The sequence below is a fragment of the Rhizobium sp. 01T417 genome (assembly GCF_056398905.1).
Map to the genome: position 1 here is coordinate 202,982 of NZ_JBFTQH010000001.1, position 24,006 is coordinate 226,987.

Annotated in this window: 21 protein-coding genes; 15 read left to right on the forward strand and 6 right to left on the reverse strand. The window is 60.0% G+C overall.

The window, feature by feature from the left end:
- Window positions 1–96: 96 nt before the first annotated feature.
- From recA to AC1DPR_RS00985, 3 genes are all read left to right on the forward strand, one after another.
- A complete protein-coding gene (recA, locus tag AC1DPR_RS00975; protein WP_016554154.1) occupies window positions 97–1,185 on the forward strand; it encodes a recombinase RecA in 1,089 nt (362 codons plus the stop codon).
- Window positions 1,186–1,339: 154 nt separating this feature from the next.
- Window positions 1,340–4,000 carry an alanine--tRNA ligase gene (gene alaS, locus AC1DPR_RS00980; RefSeq protein ID WP_477815618.1) on the forward strand — a complete coding sequence of 887 codons (2,661 nt, stop codon included), beginning with the start codon at window positions 1,340–1,342 and terminating at the stop codon, window positions 3,998–4,000.
- Window positions 4,001–4,139: 139 nt separating this feature from the next.
- A complete protein-coding gene (locus AC1DPR_RS00985) occupies window positions 4,140–4,991 on the forward strand; it encodes an AraC family transcriptional regulator (protein ID WP_169680261.1) in 852 nt (283 codons plus the stop codon).
- An 11-nt stretch (window positions 4,992–5,002) separates the two neighbouring features.
- On the opposite strand, the gene AC1DPR_RS00990 is transcribed toward AC1DPR_RS00985, so the two are convergent.
- From AC1DPR_RS00990 to AC1DPR_RS01000, 3 genes are all read right to left on the reverse strand, one after another.
- Window positions 5,003–5,623, reverse strand: a complete 621-nt coding sequence (locus AC1DPR_RS00990) for a glutathione S-transferase family protein (protein ID WP_018854856.1) — start codon at window positions 5,621–5,623, stop codon at window positions 5,003–5,005.
- An 88-nt stretch (window positions 5,624–5,711) separates the two neighbouring features.
- The gene (locus tag AC1DPR_RS00995; RefSeq protein WP_477815619.1) at window positions 5,712–6,158 is read right to left on the reverse strand and encodes an N-acetyltransferase family protein; all 447 of its coding nucleotides are present in this window, start codon (window positions 6,156–6,158) and stop codon (window positions 5,712–5,714) included.
- A 78-nt stretch (window positions 6,159–6,236) separates the two neighbouring features.
- Window positions 6,237–7,448 (reverse strand): NADP-dependent isocitrate dehydrogenase, encoded by a 1,212-nt coding sequence (locus tag AC1DPR_RS01000; protein WP_018854858.1) that lies wholly within the window; start codon window positions 7,446–7,448, stop codon window positions 6,237–6,239.
- A 187-nt stretch (window positions 7,449–7,635) separates the two neighbouring features.
- Here AC1DPR_RS01000 and AC1DPR_RS01005 point away from each other — a divergent pair, with 187 nt between their 5' ends.
- From AC1DPR_RS01005 to AC1DPR_RS01060, 12 genes are all read left to right on the forward strand, one after another.
- Entirely contained in the window at window positions 7,636–8,166 is a 531-nt protein-coding gene (locus AC1DPR_RS01005; RefSeq protein WP_018854859.1) for a hypothetical protein, read from the forward strand.
- 130 nt (window positions 8,167–8,296) lie between these two features.
- Window positions 8,297–10,279 (forward strand): FUSC family protein, encoded by a 1,983-nt coding sequence (locus tag AC1DPR_RS01010; RefSeq protein ID WP_477815620.1) that lies wholly within the window; start codon window positions 8,297–8,299, stop codon window positions 10,277–10,279.
- Window positions 10,280–10,336: 57 nt separating this feature from the next.
- On the forward strand, window positions 10,337–11,167 hold the full coding sequence (locus AC1DPR_RS01015; RefSeq protein ID WP_018854861.1) for an RNA methyltransferase: 831 nt from the start codon (window positions 10,337–10,339) through the stop codon (window positions 11,165–11,167).
- Window positions 11,148–11,948 (forward strand): glutamate racemase, encoded by an 801-nt coding sequence (gene murI / locus AC1DPR_RS01020; protein WP_018854862.1) that lies wholly within the window; start codon window positions 11,148–11,150, stop codon window positions 11,946–11,948. The genes AC1DPR_RS01015 and murI overlap by 20 nt, the downstream gene beginning before the upstream one ends.
- A gap of 141 nt (window positions 11,949–12,089) precedes the next feature.
- Window positions 12,090–13,217: an MFS transporter gene (locus tag AC1DPR_RS01025; RefSeq protein ID WP_477815621.1), complete on the forward strand. Its 1,128-nt coding sequence runs from the start codon at window positions 12,090–12,092 to the stop codon at window positions 13,215–13,217.
- 92 nt (window positions 13,218–13,309) lie between these two features.
- The gene (locus AC1DPR_RS01030) at window positions 13,310–14,824 is read left to right on the forward strand and encodes an ATP-binding protein (RefSeq protein WP_018854864.1); all 1,515 of its coding nucleotides are present in this window, start codon (window positions 13,310–13,312) and stop codon (window positions 14,822–14,824) included.
- Window positions 14,825–14,988: 164 nt separating this feature from the next.
- Window positions 14,989–16,446, forward strand: coding sequence for an alkaline phosphatase (gene phoA / locus AC1DPR_RS01035; RefSeq protein WP_477815622.1), 1,458 nt, complete (start codon window positions 14,989–14,991; stop codon window positions 16,444–16,446).
- A gap of 244 nt (window positions 16,447–16,690) precedes the next feature.
- Window positions 16,691–17,308 carry a 30S ribosomal protein S4 gene (gene rpsD / locus AC1DPR_RS01040; RefSeq protein ID WP_025661699.1) on the forward strand — a complete coding sequence of 206 codons (618 nt, stop codon included), beginning with the start codon at window positions 16,691–16,693 and terminating at the stop codon, window positions 17,306–17,308.
- Window positions 17,309–17,377: 69 nt separating this feature from the next.
- On the forward strand, window positions 17,378–18,307 hold the full coding sequence (locus AC1DPR_RS01045; protein ID WP_018854867.1) for a glutaminase: 930 nt from the start codon (window positions 17,378–17,380) through the stop codon (window positions 18,305–18,307).
- 59 nt (window positions 18,308–18,366) lie between these two features.
- The gene (ttcA, locus tag AC1DPR_RS01050; RefSeq protein WP_169680270.1) at window positions 18,367–19,251 is read left to right on the forward strand and encodes a tRNA 2-thiocytidine(32) synthetase TtcA; all 885 of its coding nucleotides are present in this window, start codon (window positions 18,367–18,369) and stop codon (window positions 19,249–19,251) included.
- A gap of 29 nt (window positions 19,252–19,280) precedes the next feature.
- On the forward strand, window positions 19,281–20,105 hold the full coding sequence (locus tag AC1DPR_RS01055; RefSeq protein ID WP_477815623.1) for an inositol monophosphatase family protein: 825 nt from the start codon (window positions 19,281–19,283) through the stop codon (window positions 20,103–20,105).
- Between the two features lie 155 nt (window positions 20,106–20,260).
- Window positions 20,261–20,857, forward strand: a complete 597-nt coding sequence (locus AC1DPR_RS01060) for a LysE family translocator (RefSeq protein WP_018854870.1) — start codon at window positions 20,261–20,263, stop codon at window positions 20,855–20,857.
- 72 nt (window positions 20,858–20,929) lie between these two features.
- Here the strand turns inward: AC1DPR_RS01060 and AC1DPR_RS01065 are convergent, their stop codons facing one another.
- From AC1DPR_RS01065 to grxD, 3 genes are all read right to left on the reverse strand, one after another.
- Entirely contained in the window at window positions 20,930–22,210 is a 1,281-nt protein-coding gene (locus AC1DPR_RS01065) for a multidrug effflux MFS transporter (protein WP_026371477.1), read from the reverse strand.
- 35 nt (window positions 22,211–22,245) lie between these two features.
- Window positions 22,246–23,451 (reverse strand): multidrug effflux MFS transporter, encoded by a 1,206-nt coding sequence (locus AC1DPR_RS01070; RefSeq protein WP_018854872.1) that lies wholly within the window; start codon window positions 23,449–23,451, stop codon window positions 22,246–22,248.
- A gap of 143 nt (window positions 23,452–23,594) precedes the next feature.
- Window positions 23,595–23,930 carry a Grx4 family monothiol glutaredoxin gene (gene grxD, locus AC1DPR_RS01075; RefSeq protein WP_016554134.1) on the reverse strand — a complete coding sequence of 112 codons (336 nt, stop codon included), beginning with the start codon at window positions 23,928–23,930 and terminating at the stop codon, window positions 23,595–23,597.
- Window positions 23,931–24,006: the final 76 nt, after the last annotated feature.

Consider the following 24,006-nt stretch of genomic DNA (forward strand, 5'->3'; position numbering starts at 1 on the left):
TTGCACGCAACTTGCGCAATGAGAACAAATGCGGTACAAAATCGCCATCGCTGGCGACATTGCTTGAGCGGCTTCAATAACCTAAAGGTGGATCGAATGTCACAGAATACATTGCGGCTTGTAGAGGACAAATCGGTGGACAAAAGCAAGGCACTTGAAGCGGCACTCTCACAGATCGAGCGGTCGTTCGGCAAGGGCTCAATCATGAAGCTCGGCTCGAACGAGAACGTCGTCGAGATCGAAACGGTTTCGACAGGTTCTCTCGGGTTGGATATCGCGCTCGGCATCGGCGGCCTTCCAAAGGGCCGTATCATTGAGATTTACGGACCAGAAAGCTCGGGTAAGACGACGCTGGCGCTGCAGACGATAGCTGAATCGCAGAAGAAGGGTGGCATCTGTGCCTTCGTCGATGCGGAACACGCGCTTGACCCGGTTTACGCCCGCAAGCTCGGTGTCGATCTGCAGAACCTCCTGATCTCGCAGCCGGATACTGGCGAGCAGGCGCTCGAGATCACCGATACGCTGGTGCGTTCCGGCGCTGTCGACGTTCTTGTCGTCGACTCGGTTGCCGCGCTGACGCCGCGTGCCGAAATTGAAGGCGAAATGGGCGACAATCTGCCGGGCCTTCAGGCGCGCCTGATGAGCCAGGCGCTGCGCAAGCTGACGGCTTCGATTTCGAAGTCCAACACCATGGTCATCTTCATCAACCAGATCCGCATGAAGATTGGGGTCATGTTCGGTTCGCCGGAAACGACGACCGGCGGCAACGCGCTGAAATTCTATGCGTCCGTTCGCCTCGACATCCGTCGTATCGGTGCGGTCAAGGAGCGCGAAGAGGTCATCGGCAACCAGACGCGCGTCAAGGTCGTCAAGAACAAGATGGCGCCTCCCTTCAAGCAGGTCGAATTCGACATCATGTATGGTGAAGGCGTTTCGAAGACCGGCGAGTTGGTCGACCTTGGCGTCAAGGCTGGTATCGTCGAGAAATCAGGGGCCTGGTTCTCCTATAACAGCCAGCGTCTTGGCCAGGGCCGCGAAAATGCGAAGCTGTTCCTGCGTGACAATCCGGATCTCCTGCGCGAGATCGAGACGGCGCTTCGTCAGAATGCTGGCCTGATTGCGGACCGCTTCCTGCAGAATGGCGGCCCTGATGCAAATGACGGCGACGAGGCTGCAGACGGCTGATTTGCCTGGCGGTTTCCCAGAGTTCAAAACCGGTCGCATTCCTAATGAGATTGCGGCCGGTTTTGTTTGTCTGCTGGACAGTGGTTAAGGCGAGCGATAAAAGCCACTGGATTTAAGTTTTGACCTGCCTTCCGGCAGCATTGAAGGGCATAGCATGAGCGGTGTGAATGATATCCGGTCGACCTTCCTCGACTACTTCAAGAAGAACGGCCACGAAATCGTTCCGTCGAGCCCGTTGGTGCCGCGCAACGATCCGACGCTGATGTTCACCAATGCCGGCATGGTGCAGTTCAAGAACGTTTTCACCGGTCTGGAGCAGCGTCCATACAAGACGGCCTCGACCGCGCAGAAGTGCGTCCGCGCCGGCGGCAAGCATAACGACCTTGATAACGTTGGCTACACCGCACGCCACCACACCTTCTTCGAGATGCTCGGCAACTTCTCATTCGGCGATTACTTCAAGGAGCGGGCGATCGAACTTGCCTGGAACCTGATCACCAAGGAATTTGCGCTCGACGCCAAGCGGCTGCTGGTCACCGTCTATCACACGGATGATGAGGCCTTTAACCTCTGGAAGAAGATCGCAGGCTTGCCGGACGAGAAGATCATCCGTATTCCCACCAGCGACAATTTCTGGGCGATGGGTGATACCGGCCCGTGCGGCCCATGCTCGGAAATCTTCTACGACCACGGCGCTCACATCTGGGGCGGCCCTCCCGGTTCGCCGGAGGAAGATGGTGACCGCTTCATCGAGATCTGGAACCTCGTCTTCATGCAGTACGAGCAGGTGACGAAGGAAGAGCGCATCGACCTTCCGCGTCCGTCGATCGATACCGGTATGGGACTGGAGCGCGTCGCGGCAGTTCTGCAGGGCAAGCACGATAACTACGACATCGACCTGTTCCGTGCCCTGATCGAGGCTTCCGAGGAGGTCACGGGCGTGAGGGCCGAGGGCGAGCGCCGTGCGAGCCACCGTGTCATCGCCGACCACCTGCGCTCCTCTGCGTTCCTGATTGCCGATGGCGTGTTGCCGTCCAACGAAGGCCGCGGCTACGTGCTTCGCCGCATCATGCGCCGCGCAATGCGCCACGCCGAGCTCCTGGGTGCCAAGGAACCGATGATCTGGAAGCTGTTGCCGACGCTCGTTCAGGAGATGGGTCGCGCCTATCCGGAGCTGGTGCGTGCGGAATCGCTGATCTCCGAGACGCTGAAGCTGGAAGAAACTCGCTTCCGCAAGACGCTGGAGCGTGGTCTTTCACTGCTTTCCGATGCAACGACGACGCTCGGCAAGGGCGACGTGCTCGACGGCGAAACCGCGTTCAAGCTTTACGACACCTATGGCTTCCCACTCGATCTGACACAGGATGCGCTACGCGCCCGCGAAATCGGCGTCGACATATCAGGCTTTACGGACGCCATGGAACGCCAGAAGGCCGAGGCGCGTTCGCACTGGGCCGGCTCCGGCGACAAGGCTACCGAGACGATCTGGTTTGAACTCAAGGAAAAGCACGGCGCGTCCGAGTTCCTCGGCTACGACACTGAGACCGCAGAAGGCGTTGTTCAGGCCATCGTGAAGGACGGTGCCGCGGTCGATGCTGCGTCGGCCGGCGACAAGGTTCAGATCGTCGTCAACCAAACGCCGTTCTACGGCGAGTCCGGCGGCCAGATGGGCGATACCGGTGTCATCACCTCCGATACCGCGAAGGTTGAAATCACCGACACCCAGAAGAAGGGCGAGGGCCTCTTTGTCCACATCGGCACTGTTGTCGAGGGCACAGTGAAGGCCGGCGAGCCGGTTGCGTTGACGGTCGACCATGCGCGCCGTTCGCGTCTGCGCGCGAACCACTCCGCCACCCACTTGCTGCACGAGGCGCTGCGCGAAGTGTTGGGCACGCATGTGGCTCAGAAGGGCTCGCTGGTTGCGCCCGAGCGCCTGCGCTTCGACGTTTCTCATCCAAAGCCGATGACGGCCGACGAGCTGAAGGTCGTCGAGGACATGGCGAACGAGATCGTGTTGCAGAATTCACCTGTCTCGACGCGCCTGATGAGCGTCGATGACGCGATCGCGGAAGGCGCAATGGCGCTGTTCGGCGAAAAATACGGTGACGAGGTCCGCGTTGTGGCCATGGGCCAGGGCGTGCGTGGCGCAAAGGCCGGCAAGACCTATTCGATCGAACTTTGCGGCGGCACGCATGTCGGCGCGACGGGGCAGATCGGGCTGATCCGCATTCTTGGCGAAAGCGCGGTAGGCGCCGGCGTGCGTCGTATCGAGGCGGTCACCGGCGAATCTGCGCGCGAATACCTGGCGGAGCAGGACGAGCGCGTCAAATCGCTCGCAACGTCGCTGAAGGTGCAGCCGGCGGATGTTCTTGCTCGCGTTGAGGCGCTGGTGGACGAACGCCGGAAGCTCGAGCGTGAGCTGGCCGATGCCAAACGCAAGCTTGCGATGGGCGGAGGGCAGGGCGGCCCTGCCGATGCGGTTCGTGATGTTGCCGGCGTCAAGTTCCTCGGCAAGGCAATTTCCGGCGTCGATCCCAAGGAGCTCAAGGGCTTGGCCGATGATGGCAAGGCGAGCCTCGGTTCCGGCGTCGTCGCGTTGATCGGCGTCGCCGAAGACGGCAAGGCGAGCGCAGTGGTTGCCGTGACCCCGGACCTGACGAGCCGGTTCAGCGCCGTCGATCTCGTGCGCGTTGCGTCGGCGGCTCTTGGGGGCAAAGGTGGCGGCGGTCGTCCCGATATGGCCCAGGCCGGTGGTCCGGATGGGACGAAGGCTGATGAAGCCATTGAGGCCGTTGCGGTCGCACTGGCAAGCTGAGCGAATTGAAGTTTGTAAAGGTCTTAGAGAGGCGGGGCTGGTCCCCGCCTTTTTCTTTGCGGATTCGCCAAAGTCCGCAGGATTTGTCAAACCGGGCTATGGTTTTCTGCAGCCGATCGATTTGCAGGAGGTTTTGACAATGAACGGCGAAACGGCATGGGCGCTCTACGAGAACCGTCTCAGACGGGTATCAGCCTATATCCACGATCATCTCGACGAAGAACTCGACATGGATAAACTTGCCGGGATCGCCTGCATGTCGAGCTACCACTGGCATCGGATCTATCGCGCGATTTTCGGCGAGACACTCGCGGCGACAGTCAAGCGATTAAGGCTGCATCGTGCAGCCGGGGACATGGTTCGCACGGATCTTTCTGTCGGGGAGATAGCAAAGCGATCAGGCTATCCCAACCTCCAGTCTTTTAACCGTATCTTCAAATCGGTCTATGGCATGCCGCCAGGTCAGTACAGGAAAGAGGGAAGCCATAAAGCCTTTGAACCCTCACCTAACGGAAAGACTGCAGCGATGTTCGACGTTACCCTACGGAAGATTGAGCCAATTCAATTGCTCGGAGTGCCGCACACCGGCTCGTTCATGCAGATCGGCAAGGCGTTCGAGACCTTGTTCGGCACGCTCTATGCGCGCGGGCTTGCCAAGCCGACGATGCGGATGATCGGTGTTTATCTGGATGATCCCGATATCGTGCCGTCCGAGAAGCTGCGCTCGATCGCATGTGTGACTACGGACGGCGAGGTTGTCGCGACGGCGCCGTTCGAAGCGCGGATGCTCGACGGAGGCGAGTATGCCGTACTGCGTCACAAGGGGCCTTATGCAGACATGCACAAGGCTTACCAGTGGCTTTATGCGGAATGGTTGCCCGCCTCGGGTCGGCAGCTTCGCGACAGTGTGATGTTTGAGGAATACCTCAACAACCCACGTGAGGTGCCGCCGACCGAGCTCTTGACCGATATCTACATGCCGCTTGCCTGAGCGACCTGTTTCTACTGGGCAGCCTTCATGGCTTCGTCATCGATCGCGGTGGCACGCTTGTAGGCCGGGCGATCGGAGATGCGGCCGAGATAGTTGAGGAACGCTGGGCGCTTTTCAAGCGTACCTGTGCTCATGCCCCAGCCAATATGGGAGCCGACGTAAACATCGGCTCCCGTGAAACGATTGCCGGCAACGTAAGGTGTGGCACTGACGGCGCCTTCAAGCGCGTTCATCACGTCGGCGAAACTGCCATATCCCGCCATCCGGGCTTTGTCTGGTGGCGTTTCGAAGCCCAATGCCTTGTTGGTCGCCGCTGCCTCCAGCGGTCCGGCGGTAAAGAACATCCAGCGGTAGTAGCTGCCGCGTTCATCTGATGTTGGAGCGAGCCCGGCTTCGGGGAAGGTCTCAGCGAGGTAGGCGCAGATCGCTGCGCACTCAGTCACGATCGTTTTTCCGTGCCTGATGGCCGGGACCTTTCCCATCGGGTTGACGGCGAGATATTCAGGCGCCTTCATCGTTCCGCCGAAGGTCATGATCTCTGTTTTGTACGGTACGCCTGTCTCTTCCAGCATCCAGCGGGCGATGCGGCCGCGCGACATGGGGTTCGTATAAAATACCAGTTCGTCTGCCATGAACTCCTCCTCGTTTGCTGAATGCAGCGTATCAAGTCCGCCATCAGGGACATAGGACAGAGAGGTCCGGCGCAAAGGCCCTAACTATCTACAGCGGCTTGCGATATTGGATGAAACCGGATCGTTCGGCGATCCTGTCGTAGAGTCTTCGGGCGGTGGCGTTTGTTTCATGCGTCATCCAGTAGAGCCGGCCAGCCCCATTCGCGCGGGCAAGATCCGCCACGGCATCGATGAGAGCCGCACCTGTGCCGAGACCGCGCTGCGTGTCGTCGACATAGAGGTCTTGAAGATAGCAGGTCCATTTCGGCAGCCAGGTCGAACGGTGGAAAATCGCATGAACGATACCGACAAGGCGGCCGCTGTCGTCGAAGGCGCCAAGCGCGTGCATGTCTTCGCCTGGATCCTGAAATCGGCTCCAGGTCAGGTTCGTCGTCTCGGGCGGGATAACAACCTCGTAGAAGCGCTGGTAGCCGGCCCACAGAGGCTCCCAGGCGACCCGGTCGGATGGTTGCAGCGGACGGATTGTTATGGTCATCCTCTTGTTCCCTTTGCTTGTCCTTGAAACGAAAACGGCGGGGAAATCCCCGCCGTCCATTCGGATATTGGTCTTGGCTTACGCCATCGCCTTCTGCAGGTTCTGATCGATCTTGTCGAGGAAGGCAGTCGTGGAGAGCCACGGCTGATCCGGACCGATGAGCAGCGCCAGGTCCTTGGTCATGAAGCCGGCTTCGACGGTGTCGACGCAAACCTTTTCGAGCGTCGCTGCGAACTTTGCGAGTTCCGCATTGTCGTCGAGCTTGGCACGATGGGCGAGGCCGCGGGTCCAGGCGAAGATCGAGGCGATTGAGTTCGTCGAGGTTTCCTGGCCCTTCTGGTGCTGGCGGTAGTGGCGGGTAACCGTGCCGTGTGCGGCTTCGGCTTCGACCGTCTTGCCATCCGGCGTAAGCAGAACGGAGGTCATCAGGCCGAGCGAACCGAAGCCCTGGGCAACCGTGTCCGACTGGACGTCGCCGTCGTAGTTCTTGCATGCCCAGACATAGCCGCCGGACCACTTCAGCGCCGAAGCGACCATGTCGTCGATCAGGCGGTGCTCGTAGGTGATGCCGATTTCCTTGAACTGGTCCTTGAACTCGGTCTCGTAGACTTCCTCGAAGATGTCCTTGAAGCGGCCGTCATAGGCCTTGAGGATGGTGTTCTTGGTCGACAGGTAGACCGGCCACTTGCGCATCAGGCCGTACATCATCGAAGCGCGGGCGAATTCGCGGATCGACTCGTCGAGGTTGTACATGGCCATGGCAACGCCGGCGCCGGGGGCGTCGAAGACTTCCTTTTCGATGACCTGCCCGTCTTCTCCGACGAACTTGATGGTCAGCTTGCCCTTGCCCGGGAATTTGAAGTCGGTCGCGCGGTATTGGTCACCGAAGGCATGACGGCCAACGACGATCGGCTGCGTCCAGCCGGGAACCAGGCGCGGAACGTTCTTGCAGATGATCGGCTCGCGGAAGATGACGCCGCCGAGGATGTTGCGGATCGTGCCGTTCGGGCTCTTCCACATCTGCTTGAGGTTGAATTCCTTGACGCGTGCCTCATCCGGCGTGATTGTCGCGCACTTGATGCCGACGCCGTGCTTCTTGATGGCGTTGGCGGCGTCGATCGTCACCTGGTCATTTGTGGCGTCGCGGTTTTCAACGGAAAGATCGAAGTAATCGATCTCGAGGTCGAGATACGGATGGATCAGCTTATCCTTGATGAGCTGCCAAATGATGCGAGTCATTTCATCGCCGTCGAGATCGGCGACGGGATTGGCGACCTTGATCTTCTTCATGTATCTGCCTCGTTAAGCTTGGAAGGGACCGACGTCCCAGGTGGGTGATATAAAAATCCCGAGCGCTATAGCATTGTGGACCGGGAGTGCAAAGCCGGAAGCAGGATGCGGCGGCGTTTTTGCGGCCATTGCCAAGCGGAGGAAAATGGCTAGTCTCCGGCGCAAAACCATTGCCCGGATATTCGCCATGAAGAAGATTCCCCTTGTCCTCGCGATCCTGCTCGGTTCGACCTCGCCGATGCTTGCCGCCGACGTTACCGCGCCTGTGAAGGAGATCATGGATGCGACGATCAAGAACTGGTCGGGCGCAGATAGCGACTGGATCGACATCTTTGATCCGGGCAAGCTATCGCGGCTTTACAGCAAGGATTTCGTGACGAAATACCAGGCAGCGATCCAGAACCCGGCTGCTGACGAAGATGGTGTCTCGCCCTTCGACTACGATGTGATCGTGAATGGTGAGGATGCGTGTCCACTCGAAGATTTGACCTATGAGCCGAAGCCGACCGCCGGTGGCGCGACGGAGGTCGTCGTCACCTTCAAGAAGGCGACCTGCATGGACGACGGATCGGACAAGGAGGCGGTGACGACCGTTCGATTCGAGATGCTTGAAGAAGCCGGCAAGCCTGTTATCGACGACATCGTCACCGAGGGCGATCCCGGGCAACCGGCGAACTCGCTCAAGAATACGATGGTGCAGATCGCCAAAGGTCAGTGAAGCGCGGACTGCATTTTTCCAACGAAGCCTGTGTGCTACGTTTTCGTTGTTGAAGGGCGGTCGCTTCGGGTGATGGGGCCGTCCTCGGTGTGTCGAGAAATTCCCTCGGCCATTGGCTGTCGGGGGCTGAATGAGAGGCCAGGGCTGCTTGCTTTCCGGTTTTGATTTCCGCGACTGGCTTCTCGCCAACGACCCGGCGCTCTCGCGCTTGCGAATGGCGTCGCGGGTGACGCTGACAATGGCGCTCTCGTACGGGGTGCTATTGGCAATCGACAGGCTGCTGCTTCCGCTTCCGACCGCTGCGTATGGGTTGGGGCTTGTCCTGTCGATCGAGGGTGGCGTCGCGGTAAAGGACAAGGGGAGCGCACCGCAACTCGTGACACGCTTGCTCGGCTGTGCCGCAAGTGTCTGTGTCGTCGGCCTTGCCGCGGCCCTGGAATCAAATCGCATCGTTTCGGATGTGGCCTTTCTCATCATCATCTTTCTTGCTGCTGCCGGGCGAGTGTTCGGGCCACGCGGACACGCAATCGGCATGTTCGCCTTCACCTCCTATTTCATGGGTGCCTATTTCCGCCCCCCGCTTGGTGAGCTTCCGCTGATTGCAATGGGGCCCATCGTCCCGGCATTGATCGGGCATGTCGTGCGCTCTCTTGTCCTCCCCGATGATTGGCGCCCGGATCTCTTGCGCTCACTCGAAAGTGTGCGCGGCCGCATCAACCAGATCCTGTTCAAGATCGCGACGCTCGCCTCCGTTGGGCGAATGACGGCGAGGGATGCGCACAAATTAGAGCAGTTGGAAATCCGCCTGAAGGAAGTCGTTCTGATGGCCGAGGGGTTCATCCCGCGGCCGCCGTCCGGCGTGTTTGATGGTACCGAGCCTGCGGCAATCCTGGCGATCCGACTGTTCGACGTCCACCTTGCCGCGGAGAGTGCGATTGTGCTGAGCTCGCAGAGCTTGCCGCCGTTCGCTCTCGTTCATGCCGTCATCGAGGGCGATCCCGTTCTGGTGGAGGCGAAGAAATCGGATGATCTGCAGGCCAAGACGGCTCGGTCCTTGATCCGGCTGGGAGAGGCGCGAGTGCTCCTCTCGGAAACGATCGAGAAGGGCTATTCGACAGGATTTGCCGAAGTCTGGGCTGTAACCGAAGCGACTGCTGCTCCCGCGAAGATCGACTTCTCGCTGGCCAATCCCCTGATCCGCGCGGCCCTGCAGATTACGCTGGCATCGGCAATCGCAATGACCCTCGGGCTGATGCTGTCACGCGAACGTTGGTTCTGGGCGGTGCTTGCATCCTTCCTGGTGTTCACCAACACGAATTCGCGTGGTGATACGGCGATGAAGGCCCTGCAACGCTCGCTTGGGACGCTGTTCGGGATTGCGATGGGCTTGTTTCTCGCAACAGCCCTGACGGGGCATATGGCGGTTGCCCTAGTAATCACCACGATTGCCATCTTTCTGGCCTTCTATTTTCTTCAGACATCCTACGCGATAATGACCTTCTTCGTATCGATTGCGCTTTGCCTAGTCTATGGCATGACGGGATCGCTGACAGTCGACCTGCTGTTGCTGCGCGTCGAAGAAACAATGCTTGGGGCTGCGGCGGGCACGTTCATTGCCTTCGTCGTTTTTCCTGCGCGAACGCGCAGCGCGCTCAATACGGCGCTGGCGACGTGGTTTTCGGCATTGGAAGAGCTGCTTTCTGCCGCAGCGGTGGGCGAAGCAACGAACGCGCTGATCGCTCTTTCGCAGAAGCTCGATGCGGCTTACCGGGACATAGCTGCAGCTGCCCGCCCACTCGGTTCGACCTGGTCGGTTGTCACCAGGCCAGGACACATACGGCAGACGCTCGCGATCTTTCTTGCGGCGACCTATTGGGCGCGAATCCTGGCGAAGGATTTCGACAGGAGCGCGTGTGACAACGATGGCATGAAACTGATCTATGCTGAACGTGAGCGTGCGACGCTTCTCGCAAAGCGCCAGTCTGACTGCTTCTTCGTCGACCAAAAGGCCAGCAGTGCACCGGAACGGCATTTGCCGCTGTCGCATGCGGGTGCGCGCCTTGGGGTCGAGATGATCGGCTCAACGCTCGATCGCCTCTACCCGAATGGTTGACCCTTGCCGTTTCGGCCCGGCTTGGCTATTCCGCCCGTAGCAAAAGGATCCAGCATCATGGCAGGCACGAACAGCGAGCGGCAACTTCTCACGGAAGGTCCGGTAATCATTCTCGTCGAACCCCAAATGGGGGAGAACATTGGGATGGTCGCGCGGGCCATGGCGAATTTCGGCCTCTCGGTACTGAGGCTCGTCAATCCGCGTGACGGTTGGCCGAACGAGAAGGCACAGGCCGCCGCCTCGAAGGCCGACCACGTCATCGAGGGCACCAAGGTCTACGACACACTCGAGCAAGCTATCGCCGACCTGAACTTCGTTTACGCAACGACAGCGCGTGAGCGCGATGGCTTCAAGCCCGTACGGTCGCCCGTCGTGGCGGCGCAAACGCTGCGCGCCAAATTCCAGGCAGGCGAGGGCAGCGGCATCCTGTTCGGCCGCGAGCGCTGGGGACTCACGAACGAGGAGGTTGCGCTGGCCGACGAGATCGTCACCTTCCCGGTCAATCCCGCCTTTGCGTCGCTCAATATCGCCCAGGCGGTATTGCTGATGTCCTACGAGTGGATGAAGTCGGGCATGGAGGATGTCGGATCCGTTCCCTTCCAGGCGATGTCGCAGACGCAATCCACGAAGGAACAATTGTTCGGTCTCTACGACCAGTTGGAAGAAGCGCTGGATGCACGCAATTATTTCCATCCGCCCGCGAAAAAGCCGAAAATGGTAGACAACCTCAGGGCAGTCCTTTCCCGTCGCGCGTTCACGGAGCAGGAAATCAGCGTGTTGCGCGGCGTAATCTCCTCCCTCGACCGCTTCTCGCGGAAATATCCGCGCGGGAGGCGGCCGCCCGTCGACGTCAAGGAACAGTCGGAAGATGACAGCAGCGCTGAATGAGCTGAAACCGGTTCTGGTCTTCGATTCCGGTATCGGAGGGCTGACCGTATTGCGGGAAGCGCGCGTGCTGATGCCGGAGCGCGGCTTCATCTACATTGCTGACGATGCCGGCTTTCCCTATGGCGGCTGGGAAGAGCAAGCACTGAAGGAACGGATCATTGGTCTTTTCGCCAAGCTGCTTGACGAGCATGATCCCGAAGTCTGCATCATCGCCTGCAACACGGCCTTTACGCTTGTTGGCACCGATCTGCGTGCGGCGTTTCCGCAGATGACCTTCGTCGGCACGGTACCGGCGATCAAGCCGGCCGCCGAGCGGACACGCTCGGGGCTTGTCTCCGTGTTGGCAACGCCGGGTACGGTCAAGCGGGCCTATACGCGCGACCTGATCCAGTCCTTCGCGCAGCAGTGCCATGTGCGTCTGGTCGGGTCCGAAAATCTGGCCCGAATGGCCGAGGCCTATATCCGCGGTGATGTGGTGTCGGATGAGGCTGTTCTTTCCGAGATAGATCAATGCTTCGTGGAGAAAGACGGATCGAAGACCGATATCGTCGTGCTCGCCTGCACGCACTATCCCTTCATGGCGAACGTCTTCCGTCGACTTGCGCCCTGGCCGGTAGATTGGCTCGATCCCGCTGAGGCAATTGCCCGGCGTGCCCGCAGCCTCGTGCCGCATGTCGCCGATGCCGTGCATCCCGATAATTTCGACTTTGCGGTCTTCACCTCAGGCAATCCCGATTTTGCGACGAGGCGGCTGATGCAGGGTTTTGGTCTCAAGGCTTGATGGGCTGCTTGCAGGGCTGACCGGCTGGTCAGGCGGCTCCCGCGCAATCGCGTCGAACGTTGATGCGATAGGGGCTTTCGCAAGACCTGATGACTGCGCAAACTGAGGGTTGTGATTCGCATCGATCCCGCCAGGCTCCGCATGTCCTTCCAAAAACTTGTTATGGCTATCTTCTTCCTGCAACCGATTGCATTTGGCAGCTGGTTGCCGCGCATTCCCGAAATCCAGGCTCGTCTGGGGCTCGGTCCTGCTGATCTTGCGCTGGCGCTGCTCGGCATGCCGGTCGGCATCCTCACGACGCTGCCTGTCGCCGGACGAGTGGTGTCGCGCATCGGCGGCAAAACCACAGTCATCGCAGGATTTGTAGTTTTCTCGGTGATTGTCTGCCTTCCTGCCTTCTCCCGGACGCCGGTTGAATTGTTCATCGCGCTTGCCCTCCTTGGCGTTGCCATGTCGACGTTGGAGCTTGGGCTGAATGTCGAAGCCGATCGTGCTGAGAAGGATACCGGCTCTGTTATCATGAACCGCTGCCATGGCTTCTGGAGCCTAGGCATCATGGCCGGCAGCCTGCTTGGTTCGGGAATGGTGGCGATTGCCGCGCCGGCCGAAGGGGCGATCATGGCGGCTGCCTTCGTCGTTTTGCCGTTTGCCATTGTAGCAAGCCTCCGCCTGCCCCCCGATCGCGAAGCTGGCGCGGCGCCGCCGCATATGCCGATCAAGCTGCCAAGCAGCGCGCTGCTCGGCATCTGCGCCTTCGTCTTCGGGATTACGATGACCGAAGGAGCGATTGCCGACTGGTCTGCCGTCTATCTCAAGGACGTTTTCCAGACCGACGGCATGATGACCGGTATTGGATATACGATTTTCGCCATGATGGTGGCGGCGGGCCGTTTCAGCGGCGACCATCTGAAACAGCGGCTCGGGGCGATTTCACTGGCCCGGGGCTGCGGCGCGGCTTCGCTGGTGGGCATGCTCATGGTCGTCTTTGCCTGGCATAGCCTGGTGACGCTGGCGGGCTTTGCACTGGTTGGGATCGGTGTGTCGGTCGGCTTTCCGCTGGCTGTTACCGCGGCGGCAAGCCTCAGGGATCGACCGGCGGCCGCCAATGTCGCGATCCTATCCTTCATGGCACTGACCGGCTTTCTGATTGGACCGCCTCTGATCGGTTTTATCGCGGAGGTATCAGGGCTACGGGTCGGATTGGCGGTCTTGCTGGTACCTCTCGCGGTCAGCCTGGCCTTTGCGCGAATGTTGAAGGCAAGTTTCTGACGTTTTTCTTCTGTGGGTTTGCGCGGGCGTGTTGCCAAAGACACGGCCAAACCTGCTAGGACGCCATGTTTGATTGAAAGAGGAATGTAACATTGCAGGTTGGTATCGATATGGGATCGGCGTCGGGAGGCAATCCGGCCACGCTCGATATCGAAGAGCTTCTGGCTACCCGTCTTCTGGTGCAGGGCAATTCCGGCTCCGGCAAGTCGCATCTGCTCCGCCGTCTGCTGGAGCAATCAGCGCAGTGGGTGCAGCAGGTCATCATTGATCCCGAAGGTGATTTCGTCACACTGTCGGACAAGTTCGGCCACGTCGTCGTCGACGGCGAGCGCACCGAGGCCGAATTGGCCGGTATTGCCAATCGTATCCGCCAGCATCGCGTCTCCTGCGTTCTGAGCCTCGAGGGTCTCGATATCGAGCAGCAGATGCGCGCCGCAGCCGCTTTCCTCAACGGCATGTTCGATGCCGACCGCGAATACTGGTATCCGGTTCTCGTCGTGGTCGACGAGGCGCAGATGTTTGCGCCTTCGGTCGGCGGCGACGTCTCGGAAGATGCCCGCAAGATGTCGCTTGGCGCCATGACGAACCTGATGTGCCGCGGCCGCAAGCGCGGTCTTGCCGGCGTGATCGCGACGCAGCGCCTAGCAAAGCTTGCCAAGAACGTGGCCGCGGAAGCCTCGAACTTTCTGATGGGGCGCACCTTCCTCGACATCGACATGGCGCGTGCTGCCGATCTGCTCGGGATGGATCGCAGGCAGGCGGAAATGTTCCGTGACCTGAAGCGTGGCAATTTCGTTGCGCTTGGGCCGGCCTTGTCCCGCCGCCCGCTGCCGATCCAGATCGGTAATGTCGAGACCTCGGCGCGTTCGTCGAGCCCCAAGCTCATGCCGCTGCCGGACGCACCGCAGGACGTCGAAGACCTGATCTTCACCCCGGATCCGGAAGAATTTCAGCGGCCGATCGTTCGGCGCGCCGCGCCCGCACCACGGCCGACCACCGATATTCTCGCGGAGTTGTCGCGATCGGCTCCTGCTGCCTCGGCTCCGGTTTCGGAGACGCGTGCGCCTCAGCCCGAGCTGTCGGTCGAGGAACGGGAGGAGCGGCTGACGGCGGTGCTCAACGAAATACTGGACGATCCGAGCTCCGGATTCCGAACGGATTCCGTGCTTTACCAGGAGTTCCTGGTGCGACTTCGCATGCGCCGGGTTCCAGGCGCTCCGATGTCTTTGTCGGAGTTCCGACGCCGCGTGGCGATTTCGCGTTCCGGCGTAGGTGCGGCGACCGCAGAAACCGAGGCCTGGGGAATGGCGTTGTCGCTCTCTTCTGGCGTCACCGACGATCTTCAGGGTGTTTTCCTGATGTTGGCAAAAGCGGCAATTTGTGGCGAACCATGCCCCTCGGATGCGCGGATTGCGCGCGCTTACGGCACCCACTCGGCCCGGCGTGCGAGACGTCTACTTGGCTATTTCGAGGAGCAGGGGACTGTGGTCGTGCACACGGACTTCGCCGGCAAGCGCATCGTCGCTTTCCCCGACATGAGTTGCCAGACGGCTCCCGGCGATGCCAATGCGCCTGATGTGGATGAGGTGCGCTCCGCAGCGGAATGACGGCCGAATTGACGGCAAATAGCGCGCGGACAATGTGCCCGGTTTATACTCGATCCCTAATGTCACACGAAGCAGTTGCTTTTGTCACAAGAGCTTCATTCGGGTGGTGGATAAGGCGCGCGACCCGTGCGGTCGATGCGGATTATCAAAAGGAGATCTCGGTCATGAGAAACGACGTTCGTCACCAGCTGCTGCGCCTTGTCGTCGGCGGCCTGCTTGCAACCGTTGCCGTTCAGCCTGGCTATGCAGATGATGCGGCGAACAAGCTTCTGGAACGTGCGGCAAGCGCCGATCTCAGCGCTCCCGGTGGCGCACGCCGCCTTTCCGGCGACATCACCGAGGCTTATCGCGCCGCGCTCATCGATACCCGCCCGAAGAACGTCATCCTCCTGATCGGCGACGGCATGGGCGACTCCGAGATCACCATCGCACGCAACTATGCGGTCGGCGCGGGCCAGTATTTCAAGGGCATCGATGCGCTTCCGGTCACCGGGCAATACACGCATTATTCGCTCGAAAAGAAGACGGGCAAGCCGACCTATGTGACCGACTCTGCTGCCTCGGGCACCGCTTGGGCGACGGGCGTGAAGTCCTATAACGGCGCGATCGGCGTCGACATTCATGAGAAGAGCCACGAAACGCTGATCGAAAAGGCAAAGGCTGCCGGTCTTGGCACAGGCAATGTCTCGACAGCCGAACTGCAGGATGCAACGCCAGCCGTGCAGATCGCGCACGTGACCCAGCGTAAGTGCTACAGCCCGGCATCCACCACAGAGAAGTGCCCGACGAACGCGCTTGAAAACGGCGGCAAAGGTTCGATCAGCGAGCAGTTGCTGGATACGCGCCCCGACGTGACACTCGGCGGGGGCGCAAAGAGCTTCGGCGAGACCGCCAAGGCCGGCGAATGGAAGGACAAGACGCTTCGCCAGCAGGCGGAGGAACGAGGCTACAAGATCGTCTCGAACCTTGACGAGCTCCAGGCCGTTAAGCAGGCGAACGACAGTGCGCCGGTACTCGGCCTGTTTGCCGAGGGCAATATGCCGGTTCGCTGGGAAGGCCCGAAGGCCAGCCATTACGGCAATGTCGAGAAGGAGCCGGTCGTCTGCAAGCCCAACGAGAAGCGCACGTCGGCAACCCCGACGTTGGCACAGATGACGGCCAAGGCGATCGAACTGCTCAGGACGAACGAGAAGGGCTTCTTCCTGCAGATCGAGGGAGCGTCGATCGACAAGCAGGATCATGCCGCCAACCCGTGCGGCCAGATCGGCGAAACGGTTGATCTCGATGAAGCCGTTCAGGAAGCGTTGAAGTTTGCGCAAGAAGCCGGCGACACGCTCGTCATCATCACCGCCGATCATGCGCACGCGAGCCAGATCATCGATGCCGACGCCAAGGCTCCGGGCTTGACGGAAGCGTTGATGACGAAGGACGGCGCCGTGATGGCCGTGAGCTACGGCAACTCCGACGATGCGGATGACCAGGGCCATACCGGCTCGCAGCTTCGCATTGCTGCTTACGGGCCGCGCGCTGCCAATGTCACTGGCCTGACGGACCAGACGGATCTGTTCTATACGATCAGCGACGCGCTCGGCCTGAAGACCGAGACGGCCAGCGCGAAGTAGGCCGCCTCGGCGAATGCCACGGGCGAAAACGTGGAATTGTGATTGACATTCCAGCGACTTCGCCCTAAAGACCGCCCCAGCACCGGGCAGAGATGTCCGGTGTTTCATTTGACATGTCCCGTGGATTTGTCCTGTTCGCGTAATGGGATGATCCTGTCGGATCCTCGAAAGAAGATCAAAGGAGGGCGTGTTTCCTTCACGCGGTTTGGCAACAGACCGTTCTAACTTTCTGAAAGGAAATACGATGAGCAAGCGCGAATCGTCCAAGTACAAGATTGACCGCCGTATGGGCGAAAACATCTGGGGCCGTCCTAAGTCCCCGGTGAACCGCCGCGAATACGGCCCGGGCCAGCACGGTCAGCGCCGCAAGGGCAAGCTCTCTGACTTCGGTGTGCAGCTGCGCGCCAAGCAGAAGCTGAAGGGTTACTACGGTGACCTGCGCGAGAAGCAGTTCCGCGCGATCTTCGCTGAAGCCGACCGCCGCAAGGGCGATACCTCGGAAAACCTGATCGGTCTTCTGGAGTCTCGTCTTGACGCGATCGTTTATCGCGCCAAGTTCGTTCCGACCGTTTTCGCTGCTCGCCAGTTCGTCAACCACGGCCACGTGACCGTGAACGGCGTCCGCGTAAACATCGGTTCTTACCGTTGCAAGGCTGGCGACGTCATCGAAGTTCGTCAGAAGTCGAAGCAGCTCGTTTCCGTTCTGGAATCTGTTGGCTTGGCTGAACGCGACGTTCCGGACTACATCGAAGCTGACCATAACAAGATGGTTGCTACCTTCGCTCGTGTTCCGGCGCTCGGCGACGTACCGTATCCGGTCGTCATGGAGCCGCATTTGGTGGTCGAATTCTATTCGCGTTAATCGCGAGGCGTTTTCGCATACGGAAAAGCCGCCTCCTGGGGCGGCTTTTTTGTTATCTGGGGAGATACGATGACGGACTTGCAGGCAGTTCTCGATAGCATCCACAAGGAGCTGACCCCCCGTATCGGCGAGGGCAAGGTTGCGGACTACATTCCGGAACTCGCCAAGGTCGACCCAAACCAGTTCGGCCTAGCGGTCGTCACCGTGGATGGCAAGGTCTACAGCGTCGGCAATGCCGATGTCCCGTTCTCCATCCAGAGCATCTCGAAGGTTTTCATGCTGACGCTTGCACTCGGCAAGGTCGGCGAGGGACTGTGGAAGCGGGTCGGCCGCGAGCCTTCGGGCTCGGCGTTCAACTCGATCGTCCAGCTCGAGCACGAGCAGGGCATTCCACGCAATCCCTTCATCAACGCGGGGGCAATTGCCGTGACCGATGTTGTCATGGCCGGCCATGCGCCACGCGAGGCTATTGGTGAGTTGCTGCGCTTCGTCCGCTACCTCGCCGATGACGAGTCGGTCACCATCGATGATCGCGTTGCAAGGTCCGAGACACAGACGGGCTACCGCAATTTCGCGCTCGCAAACTTCATGCGGGCCTATCGCAACCTCGATCACCCAGTCGAACACGTGCTTGGCGTCTATTTTCACCAGTGCGCCCTGTCGATGACCTGCGAGCAGCTGGCGAAGGCCGGGCTGTTTCTGGCCGCACGCGGCAGCAATCCGATGACTGGCCACTCCGTCGTGTCGCCGAAGCGGGCGCGACGTATCAACGCGCTGATGCTGACATGCGGCCACTATGACGGTTCCGGCGACTTTGCCTATCACGTCGGTCTCCCCGGCAAGAGTGGTGTCGGCGGTGGTATTTTTGCAGTGGCGCCCGGCATTGCCTCGATTGCGGTGTGGTCGCCGGGGCTCAACGAGGTCGGCAACTCGCAGCTCGGTGCTGTCGCGCTCGAAATGCTGGCGGCCCGCACTGGCTGGTCTGTTTTCGGCGATTGATGCTGGGTTGTCGTGACGCTTTCTGCTAAGGCGGAGGCAGAGTCTGATTGGACGAGAAAATGAACATCGCAGCCAACATTGCCGATGAGCTGGAAACGCCGAACGCGGATGGGGCGATCGCGCACGCGCTCTTTGCCGAAGCTCCTGACTCGGTGTCGTTCAACAAGCTGCGCAAGCGGCTGTTGCGGAACGTCAGACAGGCATTCGACGATTTTGCAATGCTGAAGGGGCAGACGCGTTGGCTGATCGGTCTCTCCGGCGGCAAGGACTCTTATGGATTGCTCGCCCTTCTTCTCGACCTGCAGTGGCGCGGTCTTCTGCCGGTGGAACTGATCGCCTGCAATCTCGACCAGGGCCAGCCGAACTTCCCAAAGCATATCCTGCCTGAATATCTCACCAAGGTCGGCGTCAAGCACCGCATCGAGTATCGCGACACGTACTCCATCGTGAAGGAGAAGGTTCCTGAAGGAGCGACCTATTGCTCGCTCTGTTCGCGCCTGCGTCGCGGCAATCTTTATCGGATTGCCAAGGAGGAGGGCTGTGACGCATTGGTGCTCGGCCACCACCGCGAGGATATTCTCGAAACCTTCTTTATGAACTTTTTCCATGGCGGGCGGCTCGCTTCGATGCCGGCCAAATTGCTCAATGACGAGGGCAACCTCGTGGTGCTGCGCCCGCTCGCCTATTGCGCGGAAGACGACATGGCGAAGTTCGCGGCTGCCATGCAGTTCCCGATTATTCCATGCGATCTTTGCGGCTCCCAGGACGGGCTGCAGCGCAATGCGATGAAGGACATGCTCGCCGATATCGAGCGGCGTATGCCGGGCCGCAAGGATACGATGCTGAGAGCGCTTGCGCATGTGAACCCGTCGCATCTGCTCGATCCCAAGCTTTTCGATTTCGCTGGCCTGATGGCCGGAGAGACCGCGCCGAAGAGTGAATAGTCGGCGCCCACGGCAAAGAAGGAAAGTCCATGAGTTCCACGATAGATGTAACGACGCTTGCCGATCTCCTGAGGCGGGCGGCGAAGGCAGAGATATTGCCGCGCTTCCGTCGACTTGGAAGCGATGACGTGCGCGCCAAGAGCGAAGCGACCGATCTGGTGACGGAGGCGGACCTGCAGGCGGAGCGGATGATTAAGGCTGAAGCCGCTGCACTCTGGCCGGATGCCGTGTTCATCGGAGAGGAGTCGGTCGCGGCGGATCCTGATCTGCTCGGCAAGCTCGAGGGAGCGGACCTTGCCATCGTGGTCGATCCCGTCGATGGGACCTTCAATTTCGCATCCGGCATTCCGGCCTTCGGCGTGATGGCGTCCGTCGTGTCCAAGGGCGAAACGGTTGCCGGCATCATCTACGACCCGATGGGCGATGACTGGGTAATGGCGGAGAAGGGCGGTGGCGCGTGGCTTTGGCGTCCTGGCGGGGAGGCGGAGCGGCTCGCCGTTGCAGCGCCCGTCGCGCTGGAGGAGATGGTCGGCATGGCATCGACGGGCTTCCTGCCGAAGCCGAAGCGCAGCGAGATCCTTGCCAATCTGGCCAAGGTTCGGTTCCTTGCCAACTATCGCTGTGCTGCCCATGAGTACCGCGCCTTTGCGGGCGGTCACGTCCACTATCTGATGTATAATAAGCTCATGCCCTGGGACCATCTCGCGGGCACCCTGATCAGCATCGAGGCTGGCGCGCATGCGGCCCGTATTGACGGTTCGCCTTACCTTCCGCATCACACCAGTGGTGGCTTGCTGATTGCGCCCGACAAGGACAGCTGGGACATTCTGCGGAGCGAAGTTTTCACGATCTGATATCGGAGCCGCGACCTCCTGCGGGTTGCGGTAGCGTTTCCTGGGGGGCCCAGATTTCGCGCTCCCAGGAAAACGCCATGCGCACAGACGTACAATACGAGCAGGCACGCCAGTCGTAAATGTTCTCCCGTTTTCGAAATGACGAGGAGAGTATGATGGATACAGGGCAGACACTGGCGTTTTTGCTGTTTGCGTTTATCGCGGCGGTTACACCGGGACCCAGTAACACTCTGGTCCTGTCCACAGGTGCTGCTGTCGGCACTTTGAGAGGCATCGGCTGTCCGCTCGGTGCATCGCTTGGCATGGGCGCAATGATTGTTCTAAGCGCCTTCGGTGTCGGAGAAATTGTCGCCGCGGCGCCAGCGATCGTAATAGCGATGAAGTTGGCAGGATCTCTGTTTCTGTTGTGGCTTGCCTGGAAGATCGCCAATGCCGGTACTGTTGAAGCGGATGGCCAGAGGCGCGTGGTTGGATTTCGGCAGGCTTTTCTATTCCAGTGGCTAAACCCGAAAGGTTGGCTGGTTGCGCTGAGCGCAGGCAGCACCTTCCTTGTGTCTTCACAGCACGCTGAAGCACGTGGCGCCTTGTGGATGGGGGCGCTGTTCGCAGCCGCCGCGTTTCCCGCCGGGTTCGTATGGCTTGTCCTCGGCGCTCTCGTGGCACAGTTTCTACGCACCCCACGTTCGGCGCGGTTCTTCAATATCGCGATGGCGTTGGCTCTGGCTCTTTCGGTCGCCCTTGTGTGGCGCTAGCTCCCGAAAGAGTTTCGCCCGCAACGGTGTGTTGCGGGCGACAAGGAACGTTATGCGTTGCAAGGCAGTCTACTAGAAATGCCCGGCGCCTTGATCGATGTGCGGGCTGTCACCCGGATGTGTGAACAGCTTGCCGCCTTCGGCCCACAGCGTTGCCGCGATGCTGATCGCCCCGAACACCGCGAAGCCGCCGAAGAGCGGCTGCACAGTCCCGTTGAATAGCTGTCCGACCGTGCCGCCGAGGATCGCGCCGAAGGTCGTCGATACGAAGCCGGTGATGGCTGTCGCGGTGCCGGCGAGGTTGCCCATGGGTTCCAGGCTGATTGCCGTAAAATTGGTGGCAATAACCGCAAACATCATCAGCAGGATCGTGAACAGGGTATAGGCAAAGGCGAAATCGGGCCGGCCACCGAGAGCTTTGACGAAACCGATTGCAGACACGATCGTGAACAGGATCATCGCAACGTGCGAGATGCGGCGCATCCCGAATTTGCGCACAAAAAACCCGTTGGCGAAGTTCGCGACAGCGATGCCGCCGGCCGTTGCCGCAAAGGCGATCGGTAACCAATCGCCAAGGCCGTAGACCTCGCCGAACACCTGCTGGACCGAAATAACGTAGGCGCTGATGACGCCCGTGAACATCGTCAGCCCGATCATGTAGCCACAGGTGATCTTGTTCGTCAGGACGGTCTTGAAACCGTCGACGACGGAGCCGACCGATAACGGGATGCGCTCTTCTTTCGGCAGAGATTCTTTCAGACGCGCGAGTGCCCAGATGAACAAGACCCCTCCGACAAGGCCGAGCAGGATAAAAATCCAGTGCCAGTTGGCGTAGGTGATGATCAACTGACCGACCGAAGGCGCCACGATCGGCACGATCATGAAGACGATCATCACGTAGGACATGACCCGCGCCATCTCACGGCCGCCGAAGCAGTCGCGAACAATCGCCATGGTCGTGATGCGGACGGCTGCGCCGCCGAGGCCCTGGACAAAGCGCATGATCAGCAGCATTTCGAAGCTGGCGGTAGCGGCAGCGGCGAACATAGCGAGGACATAAACGGCGAGGCCGCCAAGCAGGATGTTTCGACGGCCGAAGGTATCAGACAGGCTACCGAAAATGATCTGCGACACGCCGAATCCGAGGAAGAAGACGCCGATCACGAGCTGCGTATCGTTGGCGTTCGTGACACCGAGCGAATGGCCGATCGCGGGCAGGGATGGCAGCATGCTGTCGATCGCCATCGCGACACTGGCGGTCATGATGGCGATGGTAATGACAAATTCGACGAAGCCCATGCCTATGCGGCGGGAGCCCTGATTCTCAACATGGGGTTTATGTGGTGGCGTCATAATCGAAATCCTGAAATAGGGGCGGAGAGAGCCGATCAGACCGCAGGATTGTGCGGCTGGAAGAGACGTCCCTTCTCTGCGATCAAAACGAAGACCAGACCGATGATCGAGACGGTGAAATAGCCTGCGACCATTGGCAATGCTGTGCCGTTGAATGCCTGGCCGATGCCGGCGCCGATCAGCGCGCCGCCGACTGTGCTCATGAAGCCGAGGACGGACGAAGCCGTTCCCGCGACGTGGCCGAGCGGCTCCATGGCAAGCGAGTTGAAGTTGGAGCCGATCCAGCCGAACTGGAACATGGCCACACCGAAGAAGCAGATGAAAAACGCAAAGGGCATCGGTTGCGGCCCAAGAACGAGGGCTGCGAGCCAGATGGTGTTGACGGTGATAAAGCCGACCAACGCGCCATGCGACAACCGCCGCATCCCGAACCTGCCAACAAGCCGCGCGTTGAGGAATGACGAAAGCGACATGAAGACAGCGACGCCGGCAAAGGCGAAGGGGAAGTAGACCCCAAGCTCGTAGATGCCGACGTATATCTGCTGCGCGGAATTGATGAAGCCGAACAGCGAACCGAAGATGAAGGTGGTGGCAATCGTGTAGCAGAGGGCGATGCGGTTCGTGAGAACCAGCTTGAAGCCACCGATCACCGAGCGTGCGGTGAACGGGCGGACATTCGCGGGACGCAAGGTTTCGGGAAGGCGGATATAGGCCCAAACCGAGATCAAAGCGGCCAGGACGGCGATGAACACGAAGATCAGATGCCAGCTGCCGAAGAACATGATGATCTGGCCGCTGCCCGGCGCGATGACGGGAACGATCATGAAGACCATCATGATCAGGGACATGACCTCTGCCATCTGCCGGCCGCCGTAGATATCACGGACGATGGAGATGGTGATGACGCGCGTCGCTGCGGAACCAATGCCCTGAATGAAGCGAAGTGCGAGAAGGCCCGCAAAGGACGGTACCAGTGCGATCCCCAGCGCAGAACAGATATAGATGACAAGGCCGATCAACAGCGGCAGACGGCGGCCGAATCGGTCGGAGAGAGGGCCGTAGAAGAGCTGAGCCGAGCCGAAGCCCAGCAGATAGGCGGAAACGACGAACTGACGGTGATTTTCGCTTTCGACGCCAAGGCTTGCGCCGATCTGCTGCAGTGCCGGCAGCATGATGTCGATCGCGAGCGAATTGACCGCCATCAAGAAGGCGGCGAGCGCAATGAATTCCCCTTTGCCCATGGGCAATTGGCCCGCGTGCACGGTTTGTGATGAATCTGTCACAATGAAATTCCCATAAACGGGCCAAGGCGCTGTTCAGCACAGCGCCTCGGACTCAAAATGCAAGATTTGGAAACCGGGCGGACGCCCGGTGACCGAACAGGTCAGGCAGCGCCGCGAACGGTCACGCCATGTTCCTGCAGGTGCTGCTGCAACTCGCCGGCCTGGAACATTTCCCGGACGATGTCGCAACCGCCGACGAACTCGCCCTTCACGTAGAGCTGCGGGATCGTCGGCCAGTTGGAGTAATCCTTGATGCCCTGGCGGATCTCGGAGTCAGCGAGCACGTTGATGCCCTTGTAGTCGACGCCGATGTAATCGAGAATCTGCACGACCTGGCCGGAGAATCCACACTGCGGAAACTGCGGCGTGCCCTTCATGAAGAGGACGACGTCGTTGCTCTTGATTTCGTTGTCGATGAATTCGTTGATACCGCTCATAGGGACTAATCCTTTCCACAGGCGAGTTAAAGGCCCGCCGTTTCAATCGTTAAGCTTAGATAGCATGTGATCCGCG

Excerpts from the sequence above, each read along its gene's own strand:
- recA (WP_016554154.1), top strand. The coding sequence starts at position 97 with ATGTCACAGAATACATTGCGGCTTGTAGAGGACAAATCGGTGGACAAA.
- alaS (WP_477815618.1), top strand. The coding sequence starts at position 1,340 with ATGAGCGGTGTGAATGATATCCGGTCGACCTTCCTCGACTACTTCAAG.
- AC1DPR_RS00985 (WP_169680261.1), top strand. The coding sequence starts at position 4,140 with ATGAACGGCGAAACGGCATGGGCGCTCTACGAGAACCGTCTCAGACGG.
- AC1DPR_RS00990 (WP_018854856.1), bottom strand. The coding sequence starts at position 5,623 with ATGGCAGACGAACTGGTATTTTATACGAACCCCATGTCGCGCGGCCGC.
- AC1DPR_RS00995 (WP_477815619.1), bottom strand. The coding sequence starts at position 6,158 with ATGACCATAACAATCCGTCCGCTGCAACCATCCGACCGGGTCGCCTGG.
- AC1DPR_RS01000 (WP_018854858.1), bottom strand. The coding sequence starts at position 7,448 with ATGAAGAAGATCAAGGTCGCCAATCCCGTCGCCGATCTCGACGGCGAT.
- AC1DPR_RS01005 (WP_018854859.1), top strand. The coding sequence starts at position 7,636 with ATGAAGAAGATTCCCCTTGTCCTCGCGATCCTGCTCGGTTCGACCTCG.
- AC1DPR_RS01010 (WP_477815620.1), top strand. The coding sequence starts at position 8,297 with ATGAGAGGCCAGGGCTGCTTGCTTTCCGGTTTTGATTTCCGCGACTGG.
- AC1DPR_RS01015 (WP_018854861.1), top strand. The coding sequence starts at position 10,337 with ATGGCAGGCACGAACAGCGAGCGGCAACTTCTCACGGAAGGTCCGGTA.
- murI (WP_018854862.1), top strand. The coding sequence starts at position 11,148 with ATGACAGCAGCGCTGAATGAGCTGAAACCGGTTCTGGTCTTCGATTCC.
- AC1DPR_RS01025 (WP_477815621.1), top strand. The coding sequence starts at position 12,090 with ATGTCCTTCCAAAAACTTGTTATGGCTATCTTCTTCCTGCAACCGATT.
- phoA (WP_477815622.1), top strand. The coding sequence starts at position 14,989 with ATGAGAAACGACGTTCGTCACCAGCTGCTGCGCCTTGTCGTCGGCGGC.
- rpsD (WP_025661699.1), top strand. The coding sequence starts at position 16,691 with ATGAGCAAGCGCGAATCGTCCAAGTACAAGATTGACCGCCGTATGGGC.
- AC1DPR_RS01045 (WP_018854867.1), top strand. The coding sequence starts at position 17,378 with ATGACGGACTTGCAGGCAGTTCTCGATAGCATCCACAAGGAGCTGACC.
- ttcA (WP_169680270.1), top strand. The coding sequence starts at position 18,367 with ATGAACATCGCAGCCAACATTGCCGATGAGCTGGAAACGCCGAACGCG.
- AC1DPR_RS01055 (WP_477815623.1), top strand. The coding sequence starts at position 19,281 with ATGAGTTCCACGATAGATGTAACGACGCTTGCCGATCTCCTGAGGCGG.
- AC1DPR_RS01060 (WP_018854870.1), top strand. The coding sequence starts at position 20,261 with ATGGATACAGGGCAGACACTGGCGTTTTTGCTGTTTGCGTTTATCGCG.
- AC1DPR_RS01065 (WP_026371477.1), bottom strand. The coding sequence starts at position 22,210 with ATGACGCCACCACATAAACCCCATGTTGAGAATCAGGGCTCCCGCCGC.
- AC1DPR_RS01070 (WP_018854872.1), bottom strand. The coding sequence starts at position 23,451 with ATGGGCAAAGGGGAATTCATTGCGCTCGCCGCCTTCTTGATGGCGGTC.
- grxD (WP_016554134.1), bottom strand. The coding sequence starts at position 23,930 with ATGAGCGGTATCAACGAATTCATCGACAACGAAATCAAGAGCAACGAC.